The sequence below is a fragment of the Usitatibacter rugosus genome (genome assembly GCF_013003965.1).
GTDB lineage: Bacteria > Pseudomonadota > Gammaproteobacteria > Burkholderiales > Usitatibacteraceae > Usitatibacter > Usitatibacter rugosus.
On sequence record NZ_CP053069.1, the window covers coordinates 4,009,361 to 4,029,330 of the forward strand.

Annotated in this window: 16 protein-coding genes; 6 read left to right on the forward strand and 10 right to left on the reverse strand. The window is 69.8% G+C overall.

All coding sequences use genetic code 11. The features are described 5' to 3' along the window. Genes msbA through DSM104443_RS19065 form a run of 4 tightly spaced genes read left to right on the forward strand, consistent with a single transcriptional unit; the run spans nucleotide 1 to nucleotide 4,482 of the window. On the forward strand, nucleotides 1–1,725 hold the full coding sequence (msbA, locus tag DSM104443_RS19050) for a lipid A export permease/ATP-binding protein MsbA (RefSeq protein WP_171095106.1): 1,725 nt from the start codon (nucleotides 1–3) through the stop codon (nucleotides 1,723–1,725). Beyond that, nucleotides 1,722–2,807 (forward strand): glycosyltransferase family 4 protein, encoded by a 1,086-nt coding sequence (locus DSM104443_RS19055; protein ID WP_171095108.1) that lies wholly within the window; start codon nucleotides 1,722–1,724, stop codon nucleotides 2,805–2,807. Before msbA ends, DSM104443_RS19055 begins: the two co-directional genes overlap by 4 nt. Nucleotides 2,808–2,809: 2 nt before the next feature. Beyond that, nucleotides 2,810–3,916: a glycosyltransferase family 9 protein gene (locus tag DSM104443_RS19060; RefSeq protein WP_212756790.1), complete on the forward strand. Its 1,107-nt coding sequence runs from the start codon at nucleotides 2,810–2,812 to the stop codon at nucleotides 3,914–3,916. Continuing rightward, nucleotides 3,913–4,482 carry a DUF4254 domain-containing protein gene (locus DSM104443_RS19065; protein ID WP_171095110.1) on the forward strand — a complete coding sequence of 190 codons (570 nt, stop codon included), beginning with the start codon at nucleotides 3,913–3,915 and terminating at the stop codon, nucleotides 4,480–4,482. The genes DSM104443_RS19060 and DSM104443_RS19065 overlap by 4 nt, the downstream gene beginning before the upstream one ends. Here the strand turns inward: DSM104443_RS19065 and DSM104443_RS19070 are convergent. Next, nucleotides 4,436–5,518: a glycosyltransferase family 9 protein gene (locus DSM104443_RS19070; protein ID WP_171095112.1), complete on the reverse strand. Its 1,083-nt coding sequence runs from the start codon at nucleotides 5,516–5,518 to the stop codon at nucleotides 4,436–4,438. The genes DSM104443_RS19065 and DSM104443_RS19070 overlap by 47 nt on opposite strands. Before the next feature lie 132 nt (nucleotides 5,519–5,650). Here DSM104443_RS19070 and DSM104443_RS19075 point away from each other — a divergent pair, with 132 nt between their 5' ends. Together DSM104443_RS19075 and DSM104443_RS19080 are read left to right on the forward strand one after the other, a co-directional pair. Continuing rightward, nucleotides 5,651–7,417 carry a trypsin-like serine peptidase gene (locus DSM104443_RS19075; RefSeq protein ID WP_171095114.1) on the forward strand — a complete coding sequence of 589 codons (1,767 nt, stop codon included), beginning with the start codon at nucleotides 5,651–5,653 and terminating at the stop codon, nucleotides 7,415–7,417. Between the two features lie 41 nt (nucleotides 7,418–7,458). Next, nucleotides 7,459–8,286, forward strand: a complete 828-nt coding sequence (locus DSM104443_RS19080; protein WP_171095115.1) for a glycosyltransferase family protein — start codon at nucleotides 7,459–7,461, stop codon at nucleotides 8,284–8,286. Here the strand turns inward: DSM104443_RS19080 and DSM104443_RS19085 are convergent. Genes DSM104443_RS19085 through DSM104443_RS19125 form a run of 9 tightly spaced genes read right to left on the reverse strand, consistent with a single transcriptional unit; the run spans nucleotide 8,283 to nucleotide 19,961 of the window. After that, nucleotides 8,283–10,484, reverse strand: coding sequence for a tetratricopeptide repeat protein (locus tag DSM104443_RS19085; RefSeq protein WP_171095117.1), 2,202 nt, complete (start codon nucleotides 10,482–10,484; stop codon nucleotides 8,283–8,285). The two genes, DSM104443_RS19080 and DSM104443_RS19085, sit on opposite strands and share 4 nt — an antisense overlap. Nucleotides 10,485–10,493: 9 nt before the next feature. Beyond that, nucleotides 10,494–12,566: an O-linked N-acetylglucosamine transferase, SPINDLY family protein gene (locus tag DSM104443_RS19090; RefSeq protein WP_171095120.1), complete on the reverse strand. Its 2,073-nt coding sequence runs from the start codon at nucleotides 12,564–12,566 to the stop codon at nucleotides 10,494–10,496. Nucleotides 12,567–12,573: 7 nt separating this feature from the next. Then, nucleotides 12,574–13,449, reverse strand: coding sequence for a class I SAM-dependent methyltransferase (locus DSM104443_RS19095; RefSeq protein ID WP_171095122.1), 876 nt, complete (start codon nucleotides 13,447–13,449; stop codon nucleotides 12,574–12,576). Further along, nucleotides 13,446–14,651, reverse strand: coding sequence for an ABC transporter ATP-binding protein (locus tag DSM104443_RS19100; protein WP_171095124.1), 1,206 nt, complete (start codon nucleotides 14,649–14,651; stop codon nucleotides 13,446–13,448). The genes DSM104443_RS19095 and DSM104443_RS19100 overlap by 4 nt, the downstream gene beginning before the upstream one ends. After that, nucleotides 14,648–16,069 carry a tetratricopeptide repeat protein gene (locus DSM104443_RS19105; RefSeq protein ID WP_171095126.1) on the reverse strand — a complete coding sequence of 474 codons (1,422 nt, stop codon included), beginning with the start codon at nucleotides 16,067–16,069 and terminating at the stop codon, nucleotides 14,648–14,650. Before DSM104443_RS19105 ends, DSM104443_RS19100 begins: the two co-directional genes overlap by 4 nt. After that, the gene (locus DSM104443_RS19110; RefSeq protein ID WP_171095127.1) at nucleotides 16,066–16,875 is read right to left on the reverse strand and encodes an ABC transporter permease; all 810 of its coding nucleotides are present in this window, start codon (nucleotides 16,873–16,875) and stop codon (nucleotides 16,066–16,068) included. Before DSM104443_RS19110 ends, DSM104443_RS19105 begins: the two co-directional genes overlap by 4 nt. Before the next feature lie 14 nt (nucleotides 16,876–16,889). Beyond that, nucleotides 16,890–17,591, reverse strand: a complete 702-nt coding sequence (locus DSM104443_RS19115; protein WP_171095129.1) for a glycosyltransferase family protein — start codon at nucleotides 17,589–17,591, stop codon at nucleotides 16,890–16,892. After that, a complete protein-coding gene (locus DSM104443_RS19120) occupies nucleotides 17,588–18,571 on the reverse strand; it encodes a peptidylprolyl isomerase (protein WP_171095132.1) in 984 nt (327 codons plus the stop codon). Before DSM104443_RS19120 ends, DSM104443_RS19115 begins: the two co-directional genes overlap by 4 nt. Before the next feature lie 55 nt (nucleotides 18,572–18,626). Further along, the gene (locus DSM104443_RS19125; protein ID WP_171095134.1) at nucleotides 18,627–19,961 is read right to left on the reverse strand and encodes a hypothetical protein; all 1,335 of its coding nucleotides are present in this window, start codon (nucleotides 19,959–19,961) and stop codon (nucleotides 18,627–18,629) included. Nucleotides 19,962–19,970 lie beyond the last annotated feature (9 nt).

Genomic DNA, 19,970 nt, shown 5'->3' on the forward strand with positions numbered 1-19,970 from the left:
ATGGACCTCTACAAACGCCTGCTGCGGCACGTCTGGCCCTACCGGGGCGCCCTGGCGCTGGGCATCGTCGCGATGATCGTGGGCGGCCTCGCCGACGCGGCGCTGGTGAAGCTGACCGGCCCGCTCGTGAACGAGCTCTTCGTGAACAAGAACCGCGAGCTCGCGATCCTGCTGCCGCTGGGCGTGATCGCCGTGTTCCTGGTCTCGGGGCTCGCCTCCTTCACCTCCGGCTACATGACGCAGTGGGTCTCGAACAAGGTGATCCTCGACCTGCGCGGCCTCATGTTCACGCAGCTCCTGCGCCTGCCGCCCGCGTGGTTCGACGAGGCGACCACGGCACGGCTCGTGGCCAAGTTCACCAACGACGTGACCAACATCGCGGCGGCGTCGACCTCCGTGCTCACCGTGTTCGTGCGCGACACCGTCACGATCGTGGCACTCCTCACGATCCTGCTCTACTCCAACTGGAAGCTCACGCTGATCACGCTGGCGGTGATCCCGCCCACCGCGCTCGTGGTGCGCTACTTCAGCAAGCGGCTCCGCGCGACCAGCCGCGCGAGCCAGCAGGCGATCGGCGGCATCGCCACGGTGCTGGACGAGACCATCGCGAACCTGCGCGTCGTCAAGATCTTCGGCGGCCAGTCGTACGAATCGTCGCGCTTCCGGGAAGCCAACGAGCGCATCCGCCGCTACAACATGAAGCAGTCGGTGGCCGCCTCGGCGAGCGTGCCGATCACGCAGCTGCTGGTGGCCTGCGCGGTCGCGGCGATCATCTACTTCGCCGCGCAGGAAGCGCTCTCCGGCAACAGCGACGTCGGCAAGTTCGTCGAGTTCATCGCCGCCACCGGCATGCTGCTGCAGCCGCTGAAGCGCCTGACCGGCATCAACGAGCACCTGCAGAAGGGGCTCGCCGCCGCGGAGAGCGTCTTCGGCGTGATCGACGAGAAGGCGGAAGACGACCTCGGCACCGTGGCGCTCGACCGCGCGCGCGGCGAGATCCGCTACGACAACGTGACGCTCGCGTACAAGTCCAGCCCGCGTCCCGCGCTGGAAGGCGTCTCGCTCGACATCCGTCCCGGCGAGACGATCGCGCTCGTCGGCGCCTCGGGCAGCGGCAAGACGAGCCTGATTCATTTGCTGCCGCGCTTCTACCATCCCGGCTCGGGCCGCATCACGATCGACGGCCACGACCTGGAAGCGCTCACGCTGGAGAGCCTGCGGCGTCAGATCTCCCTCGTCTCCCAGAACGTGGTGCTCTTCAACGACACGGTGGCCGCCAACATCGCCTACGGGCGCCTCGAGCAGACGAGCGAGGCCGACATCATCCGGGCCGCCGAGGCCGCGCACGCGATGGATTTCATCCGCCAGCTCCCCGAGGGCCTCGCCACGCCGATCGGCGAGAACGGCGCCAAGCTCTCCGGCGGCCAGCGCCAGCGCATCGCGATCGCCCGCGCGTTGCTGAAGGACGCCCCCATCCTGCTGCTGGATGAAGCCACCTCCGCCCTCGACACCGAGAGCGAGCGGGCGGTTCAAGCGGCCCTGGAGGAGCTGATGAAGGGCCGCACCACGATCGTGGTGGCCCATCGCCTGTCGACCATCGAGAATGCCGACCGCATCGTCGTGCTCGCGCACGGGCGCATCGTCGAGGTGGGCAGCCACCGCGAGCTGATCGGCCGCGGCGGCGTGTACGCGGGGCTGCACCGGCTGCAGTTCGCCGGCGCATGAGGATCCTCCACACCGAGTCGTCGCTCGGTTGGGGCGGCCAGGAAATCCGCGTGCTCACCGAAGCGCGCGGCGTAGCACGCCTGGGCCACGAGGTCCTGCTGGCGGCCCCCGCGGAATCCCGCATCCATCGCGAGGCCCCGCGCTTCGGCGTCGCCTCGCAGGCGCTGCCGATCGGGCGGAAGGGCCTGGCCGGCATCGCGGCGATGCGCCGCCTGCTCGCCGATCGCGCCTTCGATGTCGTGAACACGCACAGCTCCACCGATTCGTGGCTGGCGGCCGTGGCGCGTGCCTCGGGTGCCGGCAAGCCCGCGATCGTGCGCACCCGGCATATCTCGGCGCCAGTGCCGCGCAACTTCGCGACGCGCTGGCTCTATCGCCAGGCCGAACGCATCGTGACCACCGGCGAGAAGCTGCGCGTGCAGGTGATCGAGGAGACCGGGGTCGCCCCGGGCCTCGTCGTCTCCGTTCCCACCGGCATCGACCTCGAGCGCTTCGCGCCCGGCGAGCGCGTTGCGGCACGCGCCGTGACCGGGCTGCCTCCGGACAAGCTCGTCGTCGGCATCGTGGCCACGCTGCGTAGCTGGAAGGGCCACCGCTACCTCATCGAGGCGATCGCGGCGATGGCGGGTCCCGACGTCGAGCTCGCGATCGTCGGCGACGGCCCGCAGCGCGAGGCGCTCGAGGCGCAGGCCCGCGGGGCGGGCATCGGCGCGCGCTTCGCCGGCAACCAGGACGACGTCGCGCCCTGGCTGCAGTCCTTCGACCTCTTCTGCCTGCCCTCGTACGCCAACGAAGGCGTGCCGCAGGCGTTGATGCAGGCCATGGCGTGCGGGCTGCCCGTGGTGACGACCGATGTCGGCAGCATCGGCGAGATCGTCACTGACGGCGTCACCGGCGTGCTGGTGAAGCCACAGGATGCCTCCGCGATTCGCGGTGCCGTCGAAGCCCTGCTGCAGGATGGCGCGAAACGGCGCTCGCTCGGCGAGGCCGCCGCGGAGCGAGCCCGCGAACGATTCGGCGAGGCACGAATGGTCGAACGCATGGTCGCCGCCTTCGAAGCGGCGCGAAGCGGGGCTGCCTAGCGATGGGCGAACGCTTCGAGTCGCGAATGGTGGCCGTCACCCGCGCCTTCTCGCGGCGGGGCGGCGCGCCGGGCGAGAAGCAGCCGCCGGCGGACCCGAAGCGCATCCTCATCGCGCACAACCTGCTGCTGGGCGACACGCTCATGCTGACGCCGCTGCTCGCCAAGCTGCGTGCGCTGCATCCCGGCGCGGACATCGCGCTGCTCGCGAACCCGTCGTTCCTGCCGCTCTACTCGGCGCACCCGTACGGCGTGCGCGCCCTGCCCTACACGCCGCACCAATCGCAGACGACGCACGACCTCCTCGAGGAACCGGATTTCGATCTCGCGATCGTCCCGGGCGACAACCGCTACTCGTGGCTCGCGGCCGCTTCGGGCGCGCGCCATGTGGTCGCGCATGCGGGCGACGTGCCGTGGACCAAGAACTGGTTCGTCGATGACGCGCGCCCCTATCCCTCGCAACCTGCCGCGTGGGGCGACATGGTTTCGGAGCTGGTGGATGGTCCCGATCCGCCGCCGTTTCGCGAAGGCGACTGGCCCGCGCCCATGGCCGACGACTTCGCCAAGCCGAACGCGCCGTATGCGGTGCTGCACGTCGGAGCGAGCACGCCGCTCAAGCTCTGGAAGCCCGAGCGCTGGCGCGAGCTCGCCGCAACACTCGAGCGCTCCGGCCTCGCGATCGCGTGGAGCGCGGGCAAGAACGAGACCGCGCTCGTCGCCGAATGCGATCCCGAAGGACGCTACGCGTCGTACGCAGGACGGCTGGATCTCGCTCAGCTCTGGCACCTGCTGAAGGGTGCGGCGGTGCTCGTGGCGCCCGACACCGGCGTCGCGCACCTCGGCCGCACGGCTTTCACGCCGACGGTGACGCTCTACGGTCCCGGCTCGGCCGTGATCTGCGGGCCCGGACGCTTCTGGCGCGAGGCTCCGGTGCGCTCGGTCACCGTGGATCCCTTCGAGTGCCGCGACCAGAAGATCCTCTTCCGCCGCGAAATCGAATGGGTGCGCCGCTGCGGCCGCTCGACGCGCGAATGTGCCGAGCCGCGCTGCATGCATGCGATCGGCGTGCCCGCCGTGCTCTCGGCCGTCGAAGAGATCCGCCGTCGATGAGCCGTGACATCCTCACGCACCTCGCGAGCGCCGCGATCGTTGCCTTCCACGACGGCGCGCTGGCGGCCGCCGACACACCCTGGGCCGACATCGCCGAGAACCACCGCTCGAACTCGAAGCTCTGGGACGAGGAGGACCTCGCGCGCCGCCGCAACGCGCCCGACGCCGAGATCGTCGCCAACAAGCGCGCCATCGATGCGTTGAACCAGGCGAGGAACGATGCGGTCGAGCGGATCGACGATGCGATCCTGCGCGCGCTCGAAGGGCGGCTGCGCGAGGACGCGCGCCTCAACTCGGAAACCGCGGGGATGATGATCGACCGCCTGTCCATCCTCGCGCTCAAGATCCGCGCGATGGCATTGCAAGCGGCCCGCACGGACGCCAACGATTCGCACCGCGCCGCCTGCGCGGCAAAGCTGGTGCGGCTGCGGGAGCAGCGTGCCGACCTCGCGCGCTGCCTCGACGAGCTGCTGGATGGCTGCGCTGCCGGCATCGCGCGCTACAAGATCTATCGGCAGTTCAAGATGTACAACGATCCGGCGATGAACCCGCATCTTCGGAGTTAGCTGGGTTCCCGCCTGCGCGGGAATGACGGCGCATCAATCGATCGAGCCGCTCCGCGACGATCGTATCCTCCAGCTCCGCCACGCTCGTCTCCGCCTCCAGGACGTCCACGTTGGCCCCGCGCGGTCCCCACTGGGACGGGTGCGGCGAAACGGCCGTCTGCGCGAAGAGGCCCAGCACGCCGCCGGGGCTCGCGGCCGCGAGATGCATGAGGCCGCTGTCCGGAAACACCGAGGTGCGTGCATGCCAGACGCGGGCGATGGTCGGAGCGAGCCCGCCGCGATACGGATGGATGAACGGCAGGCCGCGCGCGATGATCGGCTCGGCCACATCGTCGTCGCCGGGATAGTCGGGATTGTCGGCGCGGCCCGGTGTCCATACGAGCAACGTATGCAGGCCGTGCTCGGCGTGCAGCCTGCGGGCCCAGCGCAACACCTGTGCGGCATCGGGACGCCGGTGCGGACGGCGCGCTCCGAGCCCGATCGCGACGAAGCCGCGTTCGCCGAGCGAACGCGCCGCGAGCCAGGCGCGCGCTTCCTCGAGCGCGGGCCGCGTGGGCTCGTACTCCGGGAGCGGGAGCACTTCGGGCACCGGGATGCCGAGCGGCGCCAGCAGCCTCGCCATGCGCTCGCATTCGTGGCCGGCCCGCGGAGCGGGCAACGGATCGGTGACGAAGGGACCTTCCTCGCCGGCGTAGGCGATGGTGCGCTTCGCTCCCGCGAGCATCGCGCGGCGCGCCGCGCGCGGCGAGACTTCGCCGCCGGCCGCGATCGCCACGTCGTAGCGGCGCGACCGCAGGCGCAGCATCTGCACGGCTTGCTGCAAGGCCGCACGCACCGAGACATGCGTGCCCGATCGCGCCCGGCGATAGGTCCAGACGCGGTCGATGTCGCGGTTGCCCGCGAGCAGCCACGCGTTGTAGTCGCTCGCGAGCAGCTCGATGCGCGCTTCGGGCAGCGCCGTGCGGATCACCCGCAGCATCGGGGTCGCGAGCAACAGGTCGCCGATCTTGTCGCGCTTGACGACGAGGATCTTCATCGGGGGGTCAACGGGAACGCGCCGGGCGCGTTCTTGGAGGAACTCGGGTGGCCTTGCGGAGGTCTGTCGTTAGAATAGCGTGAAAATCCGCCCGGTCGACCGGCGCGTATCCATCCAAAGGCCCGCCCTCCCATGATCCGACGCTTGCTCCCCCTGCTGTTCGCTGCGCTTGCCGGTGCCGCCTTCGCGACTCCCGAGATCCCGCGCATCGTACCCGGGGAGGTCGTCGCCAACGCGAAGGCCCTGCCCGTCGCCAAGGTGCGCCTGGGCGGCACGCCCACCCCGCTGGTGCTGCCGGCCATCACGGATGCGGAAGTGGAATCCGTGCGCAAGTCCAACCGCGACGGCGCCGCCAAAGGCTATTCGAAGCGCGTACGCGTCGGCACCAACCGGGATGTGCCTGCCCCCACCGGCAAGGCCGCCAAGGCCCTGGAGGCCGCCTGGAAGCCCGTGGAAGGCGGTTATGCGGCGCGGTTCGCCATTACCTCGCCGGATGCGGTCGCCCTGCGTGCGGGGATCGATCTTTCCGGACTACCGCTGGAAGCGGAAATGATCTTCATCGGCTCGGCGGCGCCCGATTCCCCCTTGGGGCCGACCCGCGTCGGCGACATCGCGGACCGCACCGGCCCCTGGTGGTCCCCGCCCACGGAAGGCGACACGCAGGTCGTGGAAGTCTTCGTACCGCAGGGCGCGAAGGCCAGCGCGCCGACGCTTCGCTTCGCGAAGGTCTCGCACCTGTTCACCTCCGCCGCGAGCGGCTTCAAGTCCTTCTCCAAGGCCATCGGCGATTCGGGCGATTGCAACGTGGACATCGCGTGCGCCCAGAACCCCTCGGCCTCTTTCCTGAACACCCGCAATTCCGTTGCTCGCATGATCTTCACGCGCCCCGAGGGCTCGTTCCTGTGCACCGGCACGCTGCTGAACGACGTCGATCCCGGCCAGCAAGTCCCCTGGTTCTATTCGGCCAACCATTGCTTCGACAACGAAGACCCGCCCTATCGCACGCCCGAGCAGATGCGCCCCATCGCCGCTTCGCTCGTCACGTACTGGTTCTTCGAGGCCACTGCGTGCGGCAGCGACGTCGCCGGCCCCTTCGTCACGCGCACCGGTGGCGCCACGTGGGTCTACAGCAACCAGGCGCGGGACGTGCTGTTCCTTCGCCTGAACGAGCAGCCACCCAACGGGGCCTTCCTCACTGGCTATAGCACCGAGGCCTTTGCCGCGGGGCAAACGGGCACCGACTTCCACCATCCCTCCGGCGACCTGAAGAAATGGTCGCAAGGCACGGTCCAGCGCTTCTCCACGCCGTTCACCGGCGCCGTGCCGAATGGCTATACGGAGGTGAAGTGGTTCACCGGCACCACCGAGGGCGGCAGCAGCGGCTCGGGCCTGTGGGCGTTCGACGGCAGCCAGTACCTCTTCCGCGGCGGCCTCTGGGGCGGCACGGCGCTGTGCAGCGTCCCCGAGGGCACGGACCACTTCTCGCGCTTCGACCTCGTGTTCCCCGAGATTGCGCGCTGGCTCGCCGCGGCCGCCGTGCCGTTCGCGAACTTCAGCGACATCTGGTGGGGCGGTCCTTCCGAATCGGGCTGGGGCCTCAACATCCTGCAGCACCCGTCCAACGGCGTCTTCGTCGTCTGGTACACCTACGACGCCCAAGGCAAGCGCATCTGGTACGTGATCACGGATGGCGCGTGGACCTCCTCCGCACGCTTCACCGGCAAGCTCTACGTCACCTCGGGTCCGGCCTACAACAATCCGAACTACAACGCCGTCAACGCCCACGCCACCGAAGTCGGCGTCGGCACGCTCGAGTTCACCTCCGCCGACGCGGGCACGTGGAGCTACTCGGTGAACGGCCAGACGGGCACCAAGGCCATCACCCGCACCCCGTTCTAGCGAAGGCTTGAGCGGGCGCGGCCGCCCGGCTACGCTCGCGCATGCCTGCCACGCTCACGGCCGCCATCGTCACCTGGCGGCCGGACCCCGCGCTCCTCGAAAAAACCGTCGCCTCGCTCGCGCGAGCGGCGGCGCGGGCGCGCTCCTCCGGCACCCTCTCGGGCGCGACGCTCTTCCTTATCGACAACGGCCCCGCCGAATCGCTGCCCGTGGTGAGCGCCGCCGCCTCGCATTGGGACGCAAGCCTGGGCGCGGCCGAGATCGTGACGGGCCACGGCAACCTGGGCTATGGCCGCGCCAACAATCTCGTGCTGCCGCGGCTCGAATCGGATTTCCACCTCGTGCTCAACCCCGACGTGGAGATCGATCCCGAAGCGATCGACGCGGCCCTGCGCTCCTTCGCCGTGCACCCGGAGGTGGGCCTGCTGGCGCCCGCCGCGTTCGCGCCCGACGGACAGCGCGAGTACCTGTGCAAGCGCTATCCCTCGCCAGGCGTGCTGTTGCTGCGCGGGTTCGCGCCTGCTTTCCTTCGCAAGCGCTTCGCGGTCGCGCTGGCGCGCTACGAGATGCGCGATGCGATCGGCGATCGATTCGTGGCGGGCGTCCCGCTCGCGAGCGGCTGCTTCCTGCTCGTGCGCACGCCGCTCCTCAGGGCACTGGGCGGATTCGACCCGCGCTACTTCATGTACTTCGAGGACTACGACTTGAGCCTTCGCGTCGCGAGCCGCGCGACCGTGGCCTACGAGCCGGCGGTGCGCATCGTGCACCACGGCGGCGAAGCGGCGCGCAAGGGCCTGCGCCACATCGGCTGGTTCGCGGCCTCGGCCCTGCGCTTCTTCTCGCGCCACGGCTGGCGCGCGCGGTCCTAGAGGCTTTCGAGGAAGCGCTCGAGGGCTCGCACCGGCTCGTCGCGCCCGAAGAGGGCTCCGCGGCTGGCCGCGAGTCGTTCGGCGATCGCCTTCCGCTCGTCGGGGCTCTGGCCGAGGCGCACCGCGATGTCCACGTATTCCGCGGCATCGCGCGCCACCAGCTCCGTCACCCCGAGGATCTCCGCCATGCCGAGGCTCTGCCGGCCGCGCATGAACTCGCCCGGGAGCGTCACGACCGGCAGGCCGCTCGCGAAGGCATCGAGCGAGGTATTGCCGCCCGACCAGTGCCACGTGTCGAGCATCACGTCGCACACGCGGTTCAGGGCAAGGTAATCGCCGTGCGGCATGAAGGGCTGGAGGAAGAGCGAGCGCTCGTGCATCACCAGGCCGCGACGGCCGAACGCGGCCGCGAGTCGCCCGGCGAATTCCGAGGTGAGCTGCTCGTGATGCGACGCGAAGAGGAGGAGGTGGCCATTGGGGTCGCGCGCGATCACGTCGGACAACGCATCGTCGTTGTCCGGGTGGATCTTGAATAGCGACTGCGGCACGAGGTACAGCGTCTTGTCCTCGGGCAGCCCGAGCGAGGCGCGCGTCACGCCCTCGCGCGCCTTCGGTTCCGCATAGCGCGTCCCCAGGCCTGGAAGCAGCGCCAGCTTCTCGCGATAGTGGCTTTGCCCGTTGGCCGGCTCCATCGCCTCGCTCGAGAGGAAATAGTCGATCTCCGGCAGCCCCGTCGTATCCGGATGGCCCCAGCCGGCGCATTGCACGGGTGCCAGGCGAAGGTGGGCGAGCGCGAAGGTCGACGGATGCATGCCGAGCTCGGGGTAGATGAGGACGTCGAGCTCGTCGGCGAGGATCTCCTCGGCGAGCGCCAGCAGCGGGCGTCCCGGGCGTGCCTTGAACTGGCCCGCCGCCGCGGCGATGGTGCGCGTGTCGTTCGTCATCGCCTCGTTGGTCGAGTAGACGATCGTCTCGAAGCGCTTCGGGTCGAGGTGCGTGATCCACGACATGAAGTAGCGGCCCGCCGTGCAGTCGTAGAAGTAGTGGCTGGCGAAGCCCACGCGCAAGCGCTCGCGGCGAGGGCGGCGCGCGATCGGCTCCAGGTAGCGTCCCGCCGCCGGGGCCACCACCGTCCGCATGAAGTCGCCGAACCCGGACTGCAGCGCGAGGTCGTCGCGTCCCTGGTAGGCGAGGTAGAAGTTGGTCCAGAGCACGTCCTGCAGGTTGCGTGCGCCGGGGCGCAGCGCGAGCCGCGGTGCCGCCTCGCGCAGGCGCGCGAGCCCTTCGGTGTACTGCGCCCGGCTCTGCTCCAGGTGCTCGCCGTCGCGATAGAGGATCGGCAGCAGCAGGTTCGCGCCGAGCGCGGCCTTGAGGTTGCCCGGGAAACGTTGCGCGAGCACGCCGTAGCCGGCTCGCGCCTCCTCGGTGCGGCCGACTTCCGCGATCACCTCCGCGAGGGCGTTCAACGCGCGCAAATGATCCGGTTGCGCGCGCGCCGCCGATTCGTAGGCCGCGATGCAGGCGGGCATGTTGCGGCTGCGCCGCTGCAGGTCGCCAATCAGGAGCCACGAGTCCACGTGGCGCGCGTCGAGGCGCGCGGACTCGTTCGCATGGCGGAGCGCCGTCGCAATGTCGTTGCGCCGCGCCTGCAGGCGAGCGAGGTTGAAGTGCGCGAGCGCGAAGCGCGGGTCGATCGAGATCGCGTGGCCGAACGTGCGGATCGCGTCATCGAAGCGGTCGAGCGATTGCTGCGCCACGCCGACGTTGTTCCACGCGCGCACGTTGGCGGGATCGGCGGCGGCGGCGGCGCGGAAGGCCTCGAGCGCTTCGACCCCGCGCCCTGAATCCATGCGGGCTTCGCCCAGCGCGATGTGGCCCGCGGCCCAAGCGGGACGCAGCGCCACGACGCGCTCGTAGCGCTGCTCGGCGGCGGCCAGATCCCCGGCATCGTGGAGCAGCTGGCCCTCGAGCATGAGGTAGCGCGGTTCCTGGCCGTCGGCCTGCACCGCGCGCGCGGAGCTCGCGATCGCCTCGTCGAGGCGGTTCAGCCGGTGCTCGGCGAGGCTCTTCAGGTGCCACGCTTCCGCGAGGGCAGCATCGCGCTCCAGCAGCGCGTTGCCCGCGGCGACCGCCGCTTCGAGCTCGCCGCGCGCGAGATGCCCGCGCACGGCGGAAATTTCTTCCCGGGTGACCGTCATTGCCAATTCCTAGTTCGGTTGCGCCTCGGCGAGCAGGCGCAGGTAGAGCGACTCGAGCCGATGCGTGAAAGCCTTCGCGTCGCCCAGGGGCGAGACGGAAAGCGCGTTGCGAAGCGAAGCCGAGAGCCGCGCTCGTCGCGGCGCGTCGGCCGCGAGGGCGCAGGCGACCTCGATGTAATGCGCGGGATCCCGCGCGACCAGGTCGGCGAGGCCCACGGCGCCGAGGATGGAGGCGCCCTGCCGGCCCACGAGCGTGTCGCCGGCGAGGCTCACGACCGGGCGTCCCATCCACAGGGCCTCGAGGGTCGTGATGCCGCCGTTGTACGGGAACGTGTCGAGGACCACGTCGACTTCCGCGAGCTCCAGCAGCATCTCTTCGTGGCTCCCCGGTCCGCGCAGCTCGAGGCGCACGGAATCGATCCCGCGGCGAAGGAATTCCTCGCGGACCGCGGCGCATGCGGCTGCTTCGCCCAGCGTGTCGTTCTTCAGCAGGAGGCGGCTGCCCGGCGTCGCGGCGAGGATGGCGCTCCACGCGTCCAGCGTGCTCGATGTGACTTTGCCGTATCGCGCAAAGGATCCGAACACGATCGCTGCGGCGCGCGGCGCCGTGACCTCGGGCGCGTAGTCCGGAGCGCGGTAGACGTAGCGAACCGGCCCCAGGCCTTCCAGGCGCTCGACGAAGGCCTTCGCGAGCCCCGCCTCCATCGCGCCGTCGTCGGCCACCAGCGCATCGATCGCCTCCACGCCGGTGGTGTTGAAGTAGTCGAGCCAGCTCACCGCCGCCCGCGCGGGCCGGCGCGCGAACACGGCCAGGCGATTGCCCGGCGTATGGCCGGCCAAGTCCACCAGGATGTCGATGCCGTCGTCCTCGATGCGGCGGGCGAGCGCGTCATCCTCGAGCGCCTGCGTCTCGACCCAGTGGTCGGCGAGGGCCCGGAACCGTTCGCCCGTGGCATCGCGCTTCTCGAGCTCCGCATAGCACGCGATCTCGAAGCGCGAGCGGTCGTGCGCCTCGAGCACGGGCAGCAGCGCGAACGCCATCGAGGAGCCCTGGAAGCGCGGCGAGACATAGCCGATGCGGACCTTCGCCGCGGGATCGCGGCGGGGCCAGGTGCGGCGCGGCACGCTCGCGGCGAAGCGCCGCGCCCATTCACGGTGGGCGGCCGAAACGTCCGCGGGCGCGAAGTCGTCGCCGAGCTGCATCGTGAAGAGGCGCTGGCTCCAGATCGCGGGTTCCCACGACGCATCGAGCGGCGCGGCTTCCTCGAACGCGGCCACGGCTTCCTTCCGCCGGCCGAGCTTGGACAGCGCGTTGGCCAGGCCCACGCGGGGCTCCACCCATTCGGGGAAGCATGCGATCGCGCGGCGATAGAGCGATGCAGCCTCGCTCCAGTGGCCGAGGTGCGCGTGCGACACGGCGAGCCAGTATTGGGCCGGGCCGGAGGTCGAGTCGCGCGTGATCGCTTCGGTGAGCGCCCGGTTCGCCCCGGCGAGATCGCCCATCGAGCCCAGAGCGCGGCCCAGGTGCGTCCACGCGAGCACGTGCGCGGGATCGAACTCGACGGCTCGCCGCGCGGCCTCGACCGCTTCCGGGTAGCGCTTCGCGTCGAGCTGCAGCGAGGCGAGGTTGCTCCAGTAGCGCGCGTCGCGCGGCCGGATGCGCAGCGCCGCGGCCAGCGCGAACTGCGCTTCGTCGCGCGCCTTGCGGGTGGCATAGAGCGATGCGAGCCGTCCCCACGCTTCGGCGAGCCCGGCGTCGATCGCCACGGCATCGCGCAGCGCGTCCTCGGCCTCGGCGTTGCGGCCCTGCGCCTCGAGCGCATCGCCGAGCGCCATCGAGCCGACCGCCGAGCGCATGCCCTCGATCGCCCGGCGCAGGAACGCTTCGGCCTGCGCGGGCTCGCGCCGCTCGAGCGCGATGATGCCGAGCTGGAAGAGCGCGCGGCGGTTCGCGGGATCGCGTTCGACCACGCTGCTCAGCAGCGCGCGGGCTTCGTCGACATGTCCGGCGCGGTACTTCTCGGTGGCGAGCGCGATCGCGGCGCTCGCTTCACCCGGGACTTGCGTGGGGGTCTCGCTCATCGTTTCCCTAGCCTCGGCGGACGACGACGGCATCCTGGGCAACCCAGAACGTCCGCGGGTGGATCTCGACGCGGGCGCCGGGGATGCCGGCTTCGATCTCGCGGCGCACGCGCTCCCACGTCGCAAACGTGGTTCCGTACTCCTCGGTGCTCAGCGCCGATTGCTCGCTGCTGCGCAGGAAGGCTCCGCCCTGGTCGTCGAGCTTCACGCTGTGCTCGATCGCGTACCCGGGATTGTGGATCGAGAACACGAGGAGCCCGCCCTCGTCGAGCGCGGCGTCGAAGCGCGCGAGCCACTGCGGCCACGCGTGAAGCGGGACGTGCGTGAAGAACGAGAGGATGAAGATCAGGTCGTAGCGCCCGGGCCACGCGATGCGCGCGGGATCGAACTGCGAGTCGAACGCCTGCACGCCGAAGCGCTCGCGCACGAAATCGGTGGAGCCCGGCAGGACGTCGCAGCACGTCACGCGCCCCGGAAGGACGCGCACGAGGTGGCGCGTGAAGCGCCCGAAGCCCGAGGCGAACTCGAGCATCGAACGCACGCCGGTGAGCGGCTTGCCTTCGCGCTCGAGCAGCAGCATCAGCTCGGAGAGCGTGCGCCAGCCGTCCGCGAGGTAATCGCGGATCGGGTTGGTCACGCCCTCGTGGCCCTCGAAGAAGCGGTAGATGTCGTCGCGCGCGTCGATCACGCTGTCGACGCGCATCCACTTGCCGTACGCGTGATCGGAGCCGAGGCGCTCGAGGGCGTTGTGCGCCTCGAGGCAGGCCGGGTCCGCGAGGCGCGCCTGGTGGTAGTACGACGCGGCCTCGAGCGGCGCGCTCGCTTCCAGGGCGCGGGCACGGGCCAGCAAGTCGGGCGCGGATTGGCGTTGCGGGGCGTTCACGCATTTCCCCCGCGGCCCGCGGTCCACTCATGCGGAAGTGCCACCAGGCCGAACTCGCGCGTTTCGCCGGCGACCGTGAATTCCATCTCGACGGTGTCGAAGAGGCGCAGGCCCTGCACGTCCATCACGTGCGTGCGCGCGCGATACTTGCCCGGCAGCAGCGAGAGGTTCTCGAACCGCACGGCGAACCCGAAGCGCGTGGGCTCGAGGCGCGGCGGCACGAAGCCGTCCTCGTTGGTGATCGCGCCGAAGACCGGCGTGCCGTCGATGCGGACGAGGCCGACCAGCACCACGGGGGGCTGGTCCTCCGGCTCGTGCGCGATGCCCTGGACGACGAGCGTGCCGCCCTTCGCGAAATGCGTGCAGCGCTCGCCCTCGCCGTCCTCGATCCACGCTTCGATGATTCGCGGCACCTGCATGTTCGGCGCCGCGCGATGGGCCAGCTTCTCCGTGCGCGACTTCTCCTCGTGGTACGCGAGGTACTCGCGGGTGACATCGAAGGCGTCGCCGTAGAGGCGTTGCTGGCCGTGGTGCAGCCACACCGCGCGGCGGCAGAGCGTCTGGATGTGGAACATGCTGTGCGAGCAGAGGAGTAGCGTGCCGCCGTCGGCGAGGAAGCGCTCGAGCCACGCGATGCACTTCTTCTGGAAGGACTCGTCACCCACCGCCAGCACCTCGTCGGTGATGAGGATGTCGGGCTTGAGCGTCGTGGCCACCGCGAAGCCCAGGCGCACCACCATGCCGGACGAGTAGTGCTTGATCGGCTCGTCGATGTGGGCTCCGATGTCGGCGAAGGCGACGATCTCGTCGACGCGCGCTCGCGTCTCGCGGCGCGACAGGCCCATCAGCGCGGCGGCGAGGTCGATGTTCTCGCGCCCGGTGTACTCGGGATGGAAGCCGCTCCCCAGCTCGAGGAGCGCACCGACCCGCCCGGCCACGCCGACCGTGCCGCGCGTGGGCTTCACGACGCCCGCGATGATCTTCAGCAGCGTGGACTTGCCCGCGCCGTTCTCGCCGACCAGGCCGAGCGATTCGCCGCGATGCACCTCGAGGTCGATGCCGTCGAGCGCCCGGAAGTGGGGCGTGTCGCCGCGCCGCAGGAAGAGCGACGCGAGCGTGCGCAGGCGGTCGCCGCCCGTCGCGACTTTCGGATAATCCTTGGTGATCCCCGAGAGCCTGACGAGCGTTTTTTCGGCGCTCACGTCACCCGCGCGAGGCTGGCCAGCTCGCGGTGGAAGCGCGCGACGTCCTCGAGGCGGTCGAGCTGCGCGCAATAGGCGTGGCACTTGCCCTGGGGCGCGCTCGCGAGCGCGGGGTGCTTCATGGCGAAGCGCGTGGCGTAGCGGCGCCAGTCGTCGCCGAAATCGCCGGCGCTTTCGTGGAGCGCGATCACCTCGGTCGTGACGGCGAGCGAAAGGCCGGCCGCGTGCGCGCGCACGCAGAAATCCAGGTCGTAGAAATGGAAGCCGTCGAAGGTCTCGCAGTCGAAGCCCACGCGCACGGCTGTTTCCCGGCGCATCGCGAGGAGCAGCCCGTCGAGCGTTTCCATGCCGTCGAGCACGCCGGCTTCGAGGCTGAGCGGCCACGCTTCGTAGCCCTGGCCGATGCGCGAGGGGTAGCTCACCCAGCCGTGGATGTGCGGATGCCCGGCCCAGAGCACGGCGGGGCCGGAGGCGAGGCGGCTGCCCGCGAGGCCGACCACATCGTGCGACTCGAGCGCCGAGGCCAGCGCGTGGAAGGGCTCCGGCGAAAGGAGCTGCACGTCGTCGTGCATCAGCACCACGAGCGGGTGGCGGCTCGCGGCGACACCGCGCGCGTAGCCTTCGCACAAGGACTTGGCATCGCCGATGACGACCACCTCGTGCTCGAGCCCGGCCAGGTGGGGCGCGAGCGCGGAGCGAAAGCGCGCGAGGCGCTCGGGGTCGATGCTGCAGACCACGATGGAGAGCGGACCGGGATCCGCGCGGTCCGCGGTCCGGGGCATGTCGAACAGCGGTTGCTCGCTTCCGCGGATGGCTTCGCCGAGCGTGCGAACGACGCCGTGCGTCGCCTCGAAATCGCCGGCGTCGAGGCGCGCGGCGGCGCGAAAGGCGAGGATCGCGTCGCGCGGGCGTCCCGCTTCGCGCAACGCCACGCCGCGGTTGAAGTGCGCGGCGGCGAGCGCGGGGTTCTGGCCGGAGGCCCGCGAGTACGCGGCCACCGCATCGTCGTGGCGGCGGGCGTCGCGCAGCACGTTGCCGAGCGCGAGATGGGCCTGCGCGTCGTCCGGCGCGAGGCTCACGGCCATCTCGAGCGCGCGCACGGCCTCCTCGACGCGGCCGGCCTTCCAGCGGGCGAGGCCGAGGATCATGTGCGCCTTGGCCTGTGCCGGTTCCTGCGCGAGGTGGAGCATGGCCTGCGCCTCGGCTTCGGCGTAGCGGCCCTGGCGATAGGCGAGGCAGGCATTGGCGAGCGCGTCCTCGTCCGTGCGGCGCACGCGGGTCGGCGAGCGAACGCACTTCTGCACGGAGCGCAGGACGATCTCTTCCATCCCCTCCGCGGTAGCCGGCAGGGCCGAGAGGGCGAAGACCGCCAGCAGCGGCGTGCAGAGGTAGCGCAGGCCCCGGCGAAGGGAGCTCACAGGAAATCCTCGAAATGCGGGGACAGGCGATCGAAGAACCAGACGCCCGCCATGAAGACGAGGCCGCACGCCACGGCCGCCAGGAGATCCGTGGCCACCAGTCCCGTGCCTTGCAGCAGGACATCGCGGATGCGCCCGGAGAGATAGCCGAAGGGCTGGCCCTCGACATACGGCCGGGCGGCCTCGGGGAGGAACGTGGCCGGGTACAGGATGGGCGTGGCGTAGAACACGATGGTGAGGACGATCCCTATGGCGTGCTCGACGTCCCGCAGCAGCGTTTGCAGAGCGGCCAGGGCCGCGGCGAGTCCCGTCGACAGGAGCAAGTAGGGTATCAGCAGCACGGCCGCCAGCGGTACCGTTTCGAGATGGATGGGTTCGCCCGAGATCCGCAGCACCAGGAGGACGACGGCGAAGCCGATCCCGTGCACGGCATAGCAGGCGACCACGGCCGCGTAGACCACCAGGCGGTGCGGGAAGGCCACCTTGCGGATCAGGCCGGCGTTGGCCTGGACGGCGGCCATGCCGCGCATCAGCGCCTCGGAGAACATGATCCACGGCCACAGGGCCACGGCCACGAAGGCGGTATAGCTCGCGCCCGCGTACTGGGGCGGGACGCCGGCACGGAACACGTGGCTGAAGACGAAGGCGAACACGGCGAGCTGGGCGAGCGGATGGAGGAACGTCCAGGCGAGGCCGCTCACGCTGCCGGCATAGCGATTCGCGATCTCACGCCGGACGAACGAGGCGAGGAGCCACCGGTAGCGCGCCGGATTCTCGAGGGCGGCCGCGGGGTCGCTCAGCGCCATGGATGCGTGCCGGCTCAGCCGGTCTTCGCGGTGGCGACGCGCTGCTGGACGTTGAGCATGTCCGCGAGCTCGGCGCGCCATTCGTCCGCGAACTCGCAGTCGCGGTACTCGTTGAAGTACGGGCCGCCGAGCGTGAAGTGCACCAGGGCCGCGTCCGCATTCGGCGCGTCGTAGTTCACCAGGTGGTTCCAGCGCTGGGGCAGCCCGCCGATCTGGTCGTCGCCTTGGAGCCACTTGAACTGGTGCAGCTCGAGGCCGCTCGCGTCGTTCACGTAGTCGGGCGTGAGCTTCGTGCACTTGGCGCAGTTGAGCAGCATCACCGAGGACCAGTTCTTCTTCTCGTACTTGGTCTGGACCTTGTCGAGGAACTTCACGCCTTCCTTCGGCACGTGGTTGTGCTTGACCACTTGCACCGCATAGCGGTCGTCGCGAAGCGCCCACAGCTTGGCGATGTCGTCCCGCGCGAGGATGTCGTTGTCCATGAAGATCGCCCAGCCCTCGTAGCCGCAGAGGTAGGGAGCGAGGAAGCGCGAGAACGAGAATTCGGTCGACGCGAGGGGGTTCTCCTCGCGGCGGTACAACCCCATCGCCCTCAGGGACGACAGCGTGATCGGCGTGATCGCCAGGGCCTCGCTCGAACGGCGGTTGAGCGAATGCGCGAGGACCGCGTTGGCGGCGGCCTCGCGGCGGTCGTAGCCGATGAAGAGACGGATCATTTCGGGAGAGCGACCGGCGGCTGGAGCGTGCCGGGCGTTTTCAGGGGGGCGCCCTGCTGCGTGCGCGTGAGGAGATCGGCATCGACCTCGATGCGCAGCGCTTCCACGTTCGCCGCGTGGATGACGACCGCGGGATCGTTGCGTTCGGCGTTGATCGCGTCGTCGCGGATCTTCTTGATGATCTCGGCGCGCTCGCCCTCGATGATCTTGGCCTTCACCTGCTCGAACGGCGCGCGGCGCGGCGGCTGGCGGTCGATGAACTTGACGATGTGATAGCCGTGGCGCGTCTGGATCGGCGGGCTCACCGTGTTGGCGTCCTTCGCCGTCTTCAGCCACTCGACGATCTCGGGCTCGAAGCTGGTGGGATCGTTGTAGCCGAGCTCGCCGCCGTTGCGACGGCGCGCCGGATCCTCGCTGAACTCCTTCGCGAGGGCGAGGAAGTCCTGTCCGGGCTTGCGCACCTGGGCCTCGAGCTCCTTCGCGCGGGCGAGCGCCATTTCCGGAGTGCGCTGCGCGTAGGTCACGAGGATCTGCTGCGCGCGCACCTGCTCGGGCAGCGTGAATTTCTTCGCGTCCGCGTTGTAGATCTCCCGGGCGCGCTGCTCGAGCGGCGGGATCTTGGCGTCCGTCTCGAGCTTGCGAAGGTAGAGGTCGGCGAGGATCTGGTCCTGCGCCTGGCGCAGCCGTTCCTGGACCAGCGGGTCCTTGTCCATGCCCGCCTCTCGCGCCCGGCCGGAGAACGACTTGGCGACGAAGAGGCCGTCGACCATGGTGCTGATCTTGTCCTGGCTCATGCGGATGGGCGCCCGGTACGTCTCGGGGATCTTCTGCATGGCAGCCTCGAAATCGATGGCCTTGACCGAGCCGTGCTTGCCGGTGACCAGCGGCGTGTCCGGAGGAAGCTCTCCGGCAGAGGCCGTCCACGCCGCGGCAGCGAAGGCGAGGACGCTAATCGAATGCTTGTACATGGTGTCTTTCATGTGGAAGCGGCCTGAAGGGCATCGCCCTCCAGGCCGCGGACTGTCGGTGTCGCTGTTACTGGTTACTGAACGAGCCGACGTTCGGGCAGCTGTTGATGATGCACGAGTTGATCAGCGTGTTGCCGACCTTCACGTGGCGGTAGTTGAAGTAGTACGGGCCGCCGGAATCGGGCAGGTAGCAGGTCTGCATGTCGCCCGCCGACTTGTTCCAGTACAGGTTGCCGCCGTTGTAGTTGTAGTTCACCTTGCAGGGCTTCAGGCCGTATTCCTGCACCTGCTCGCGCAGAGGATCGGCGGTGTTGCCCGGGCAGGTCGAGAACCAGATTTCGAGATCCGCCGTGGTCGGGCCACCCGCGACCTTGATGATGTTCGCCTTGCCGCGGGCAGACAGCGGGATCGGCATCGCGTACGTCCCGATCTGGCCCGGAGCGAGCGACGGGAACGTCTGCTGGCCGGAGCCCTGGAACACGAAGGTCTTGAGGTTCTCGACGTTCGGGCAACCCGCGACGGCATTGATGTTGATCGTGCGCGTGTTGTCCGTGAGCGCCGGAACCGTCGACGATCCACCGCCACCCGTCTTGATCGGGGCCTGGAGCTGGATGCTGCCTGCCGCCGGAAGGGAGAAGCCCGCGGGCTGCGAGCCAACCGGCGTGAAGGTGATGCTCGCCTCGGAGCTGCCGGCCGGGAAGTTGAGCGCGGCGCCGGAAGAACCGGAGGACGGCGTGACGCTGCCCGCCGTGGCGCTGCTCAGGAAGCCGTTCAGCAGGTACGGAACCGACCAGTCACCCTGCGAGCCGCCGCTGCGCTTCACCTTGATGACGGTGGAAGGCGCGCCGAACGACGTGCTGGGGAGCGAGGGAAGCTCGAACGCGAAGGCCACCGCCGCATTCGGATCCGCGAGCGTGATGTTCTTCGAGGTGGAGCCCGAACCGCCCGTGGGGACCGTGATCTGCAGCGTGCAGGTGCCGGTCGTGGTGGTGATGCCGACACCCTTGGTGCTGTTCTCGTTGGCGATCCAGCTGAGGGTGGTGACGTCCGGCGTGCAGCCCGCGTTGCCAGCGATCGTGACATCGATGGCCGCGGTGCCGTTGGAACGCGAAACGGAAACGTTGCTCGCGCTCGACTGATACGTCGAGCTCACGTCGAGCGAGCCTGGAACGTTGAGCGTGAAGCTGCCGCCCGTCGTCGACTGCGACGTGCCGCATACATAGCTGATGTTCGAGCCGTCGCCGGAGACTGAGCTCCAGGACGCGCAGGAAGCGTTGACGGTACCGGTGATGGAAACGCTGCCGGCAGTGGCGAGCGTGGCGACTGCAAGCCCGGAGGCGAGCATGGCCAGCCGTTGGAGCCAGGAGCCGCGACGGGACTGAGGCGTGTGGGAAGAGATCATTTTGTGTTC

Bases quoted from the DNA above. Each gene is read 5' to 3' on its own strand.
- msbA (WP_171095106.1), top strand. From the start codon at position 1: ATGGACCTCTACAAACGCCTGCTGCGGCACGTCTGGCCCTACCGGGGC.
- DSM104443_RS19055 (WP_171095108.1), top strand. From the start codon at position 1,722: ATGAGGATCCTCCACACCGAGTCGTCGCTCGGTTGGGGCGGCCAGGAA.
- DSM104443_RS19060 (WP_212756790.1), top strand. From the start codon at position 2,810: ATGGGCGAACGCTTCGAGTCGCGAATGGTGGCCGTCACCCGCGCCTTC.
- DSM104443_RS19065 (WP_171095110.1), top strand. From the start codon at position 3,913: ATGAGCCGTGACATCCTCACGCACCTCGCGAGCGCCGCGATCGTTGCC.
- DSM104443_RS19070 (WP_171095112.1), bottom strand. From the start codon at position 5,518: ATGAAGATCCTCGTCGTCAAGCGCGACAAGATCGGCGACCTGTTGCTC.
- DSM104443_RS19075 (WP_171095114.1), top strand. From the start codon at position 5,651: ATGATCCGACGCTTGCTCCCCCTGCTGTTCGCTGCGCTTGCCGGTGCC.
- DSM104443_RS19080 (WP_171095115.1), top strand. From the start codon at position 7,459: ATGCCTGCCACGCTCACGGCCGCCATCGTCACCTGGCGGCCGGACCCC.
- DSM104443_RS19085 (WP_171095117.1), bottom strand. From the start codon at position 10,484: ATGACGGTCACCCGGGAAGAAATTTCCGCCGTGCGCGGGCATCTCGCG.
- DSM104443_RS19090 (WP_171095120.1), bottom strand. From the start codon at position 12,566: ATGAGCGAGACCCCCACGCAAGTCCCGGGTGAAGCGAGCGCCGCGATC.
- DSM104443_RS19110 (WP_171095127.1), bottom strand. From the start codon at position 16,875: ATGGCGCTGAGCGACCCCGCGGCCGCCCTCGAGAATCCGGCGCGCTAC.
- DSM104443_RS19115 (WP_171095129.1), bottom strand. From the start codon at position 17,591: ATGATCCGTCTCTTCATCGGCTACGACCGCCGCGAGGCCGCCGCCAAC.
- DSM104443_RS19120 (WP_171095132.1), bottom strand. From the start codon at position 18,571: ATGAAAGACACCATGTACAAGCATTCGATTAGCGTCCTCGCCTTCGCT.
- DSM104443_RS19125 (WP_171095134.1), bottom strand. From the start codon at position 19,961: ATGATCTCTTCCCACACGCCTCAGTCCCGTCGCGGCTCCTGGCTCCAA.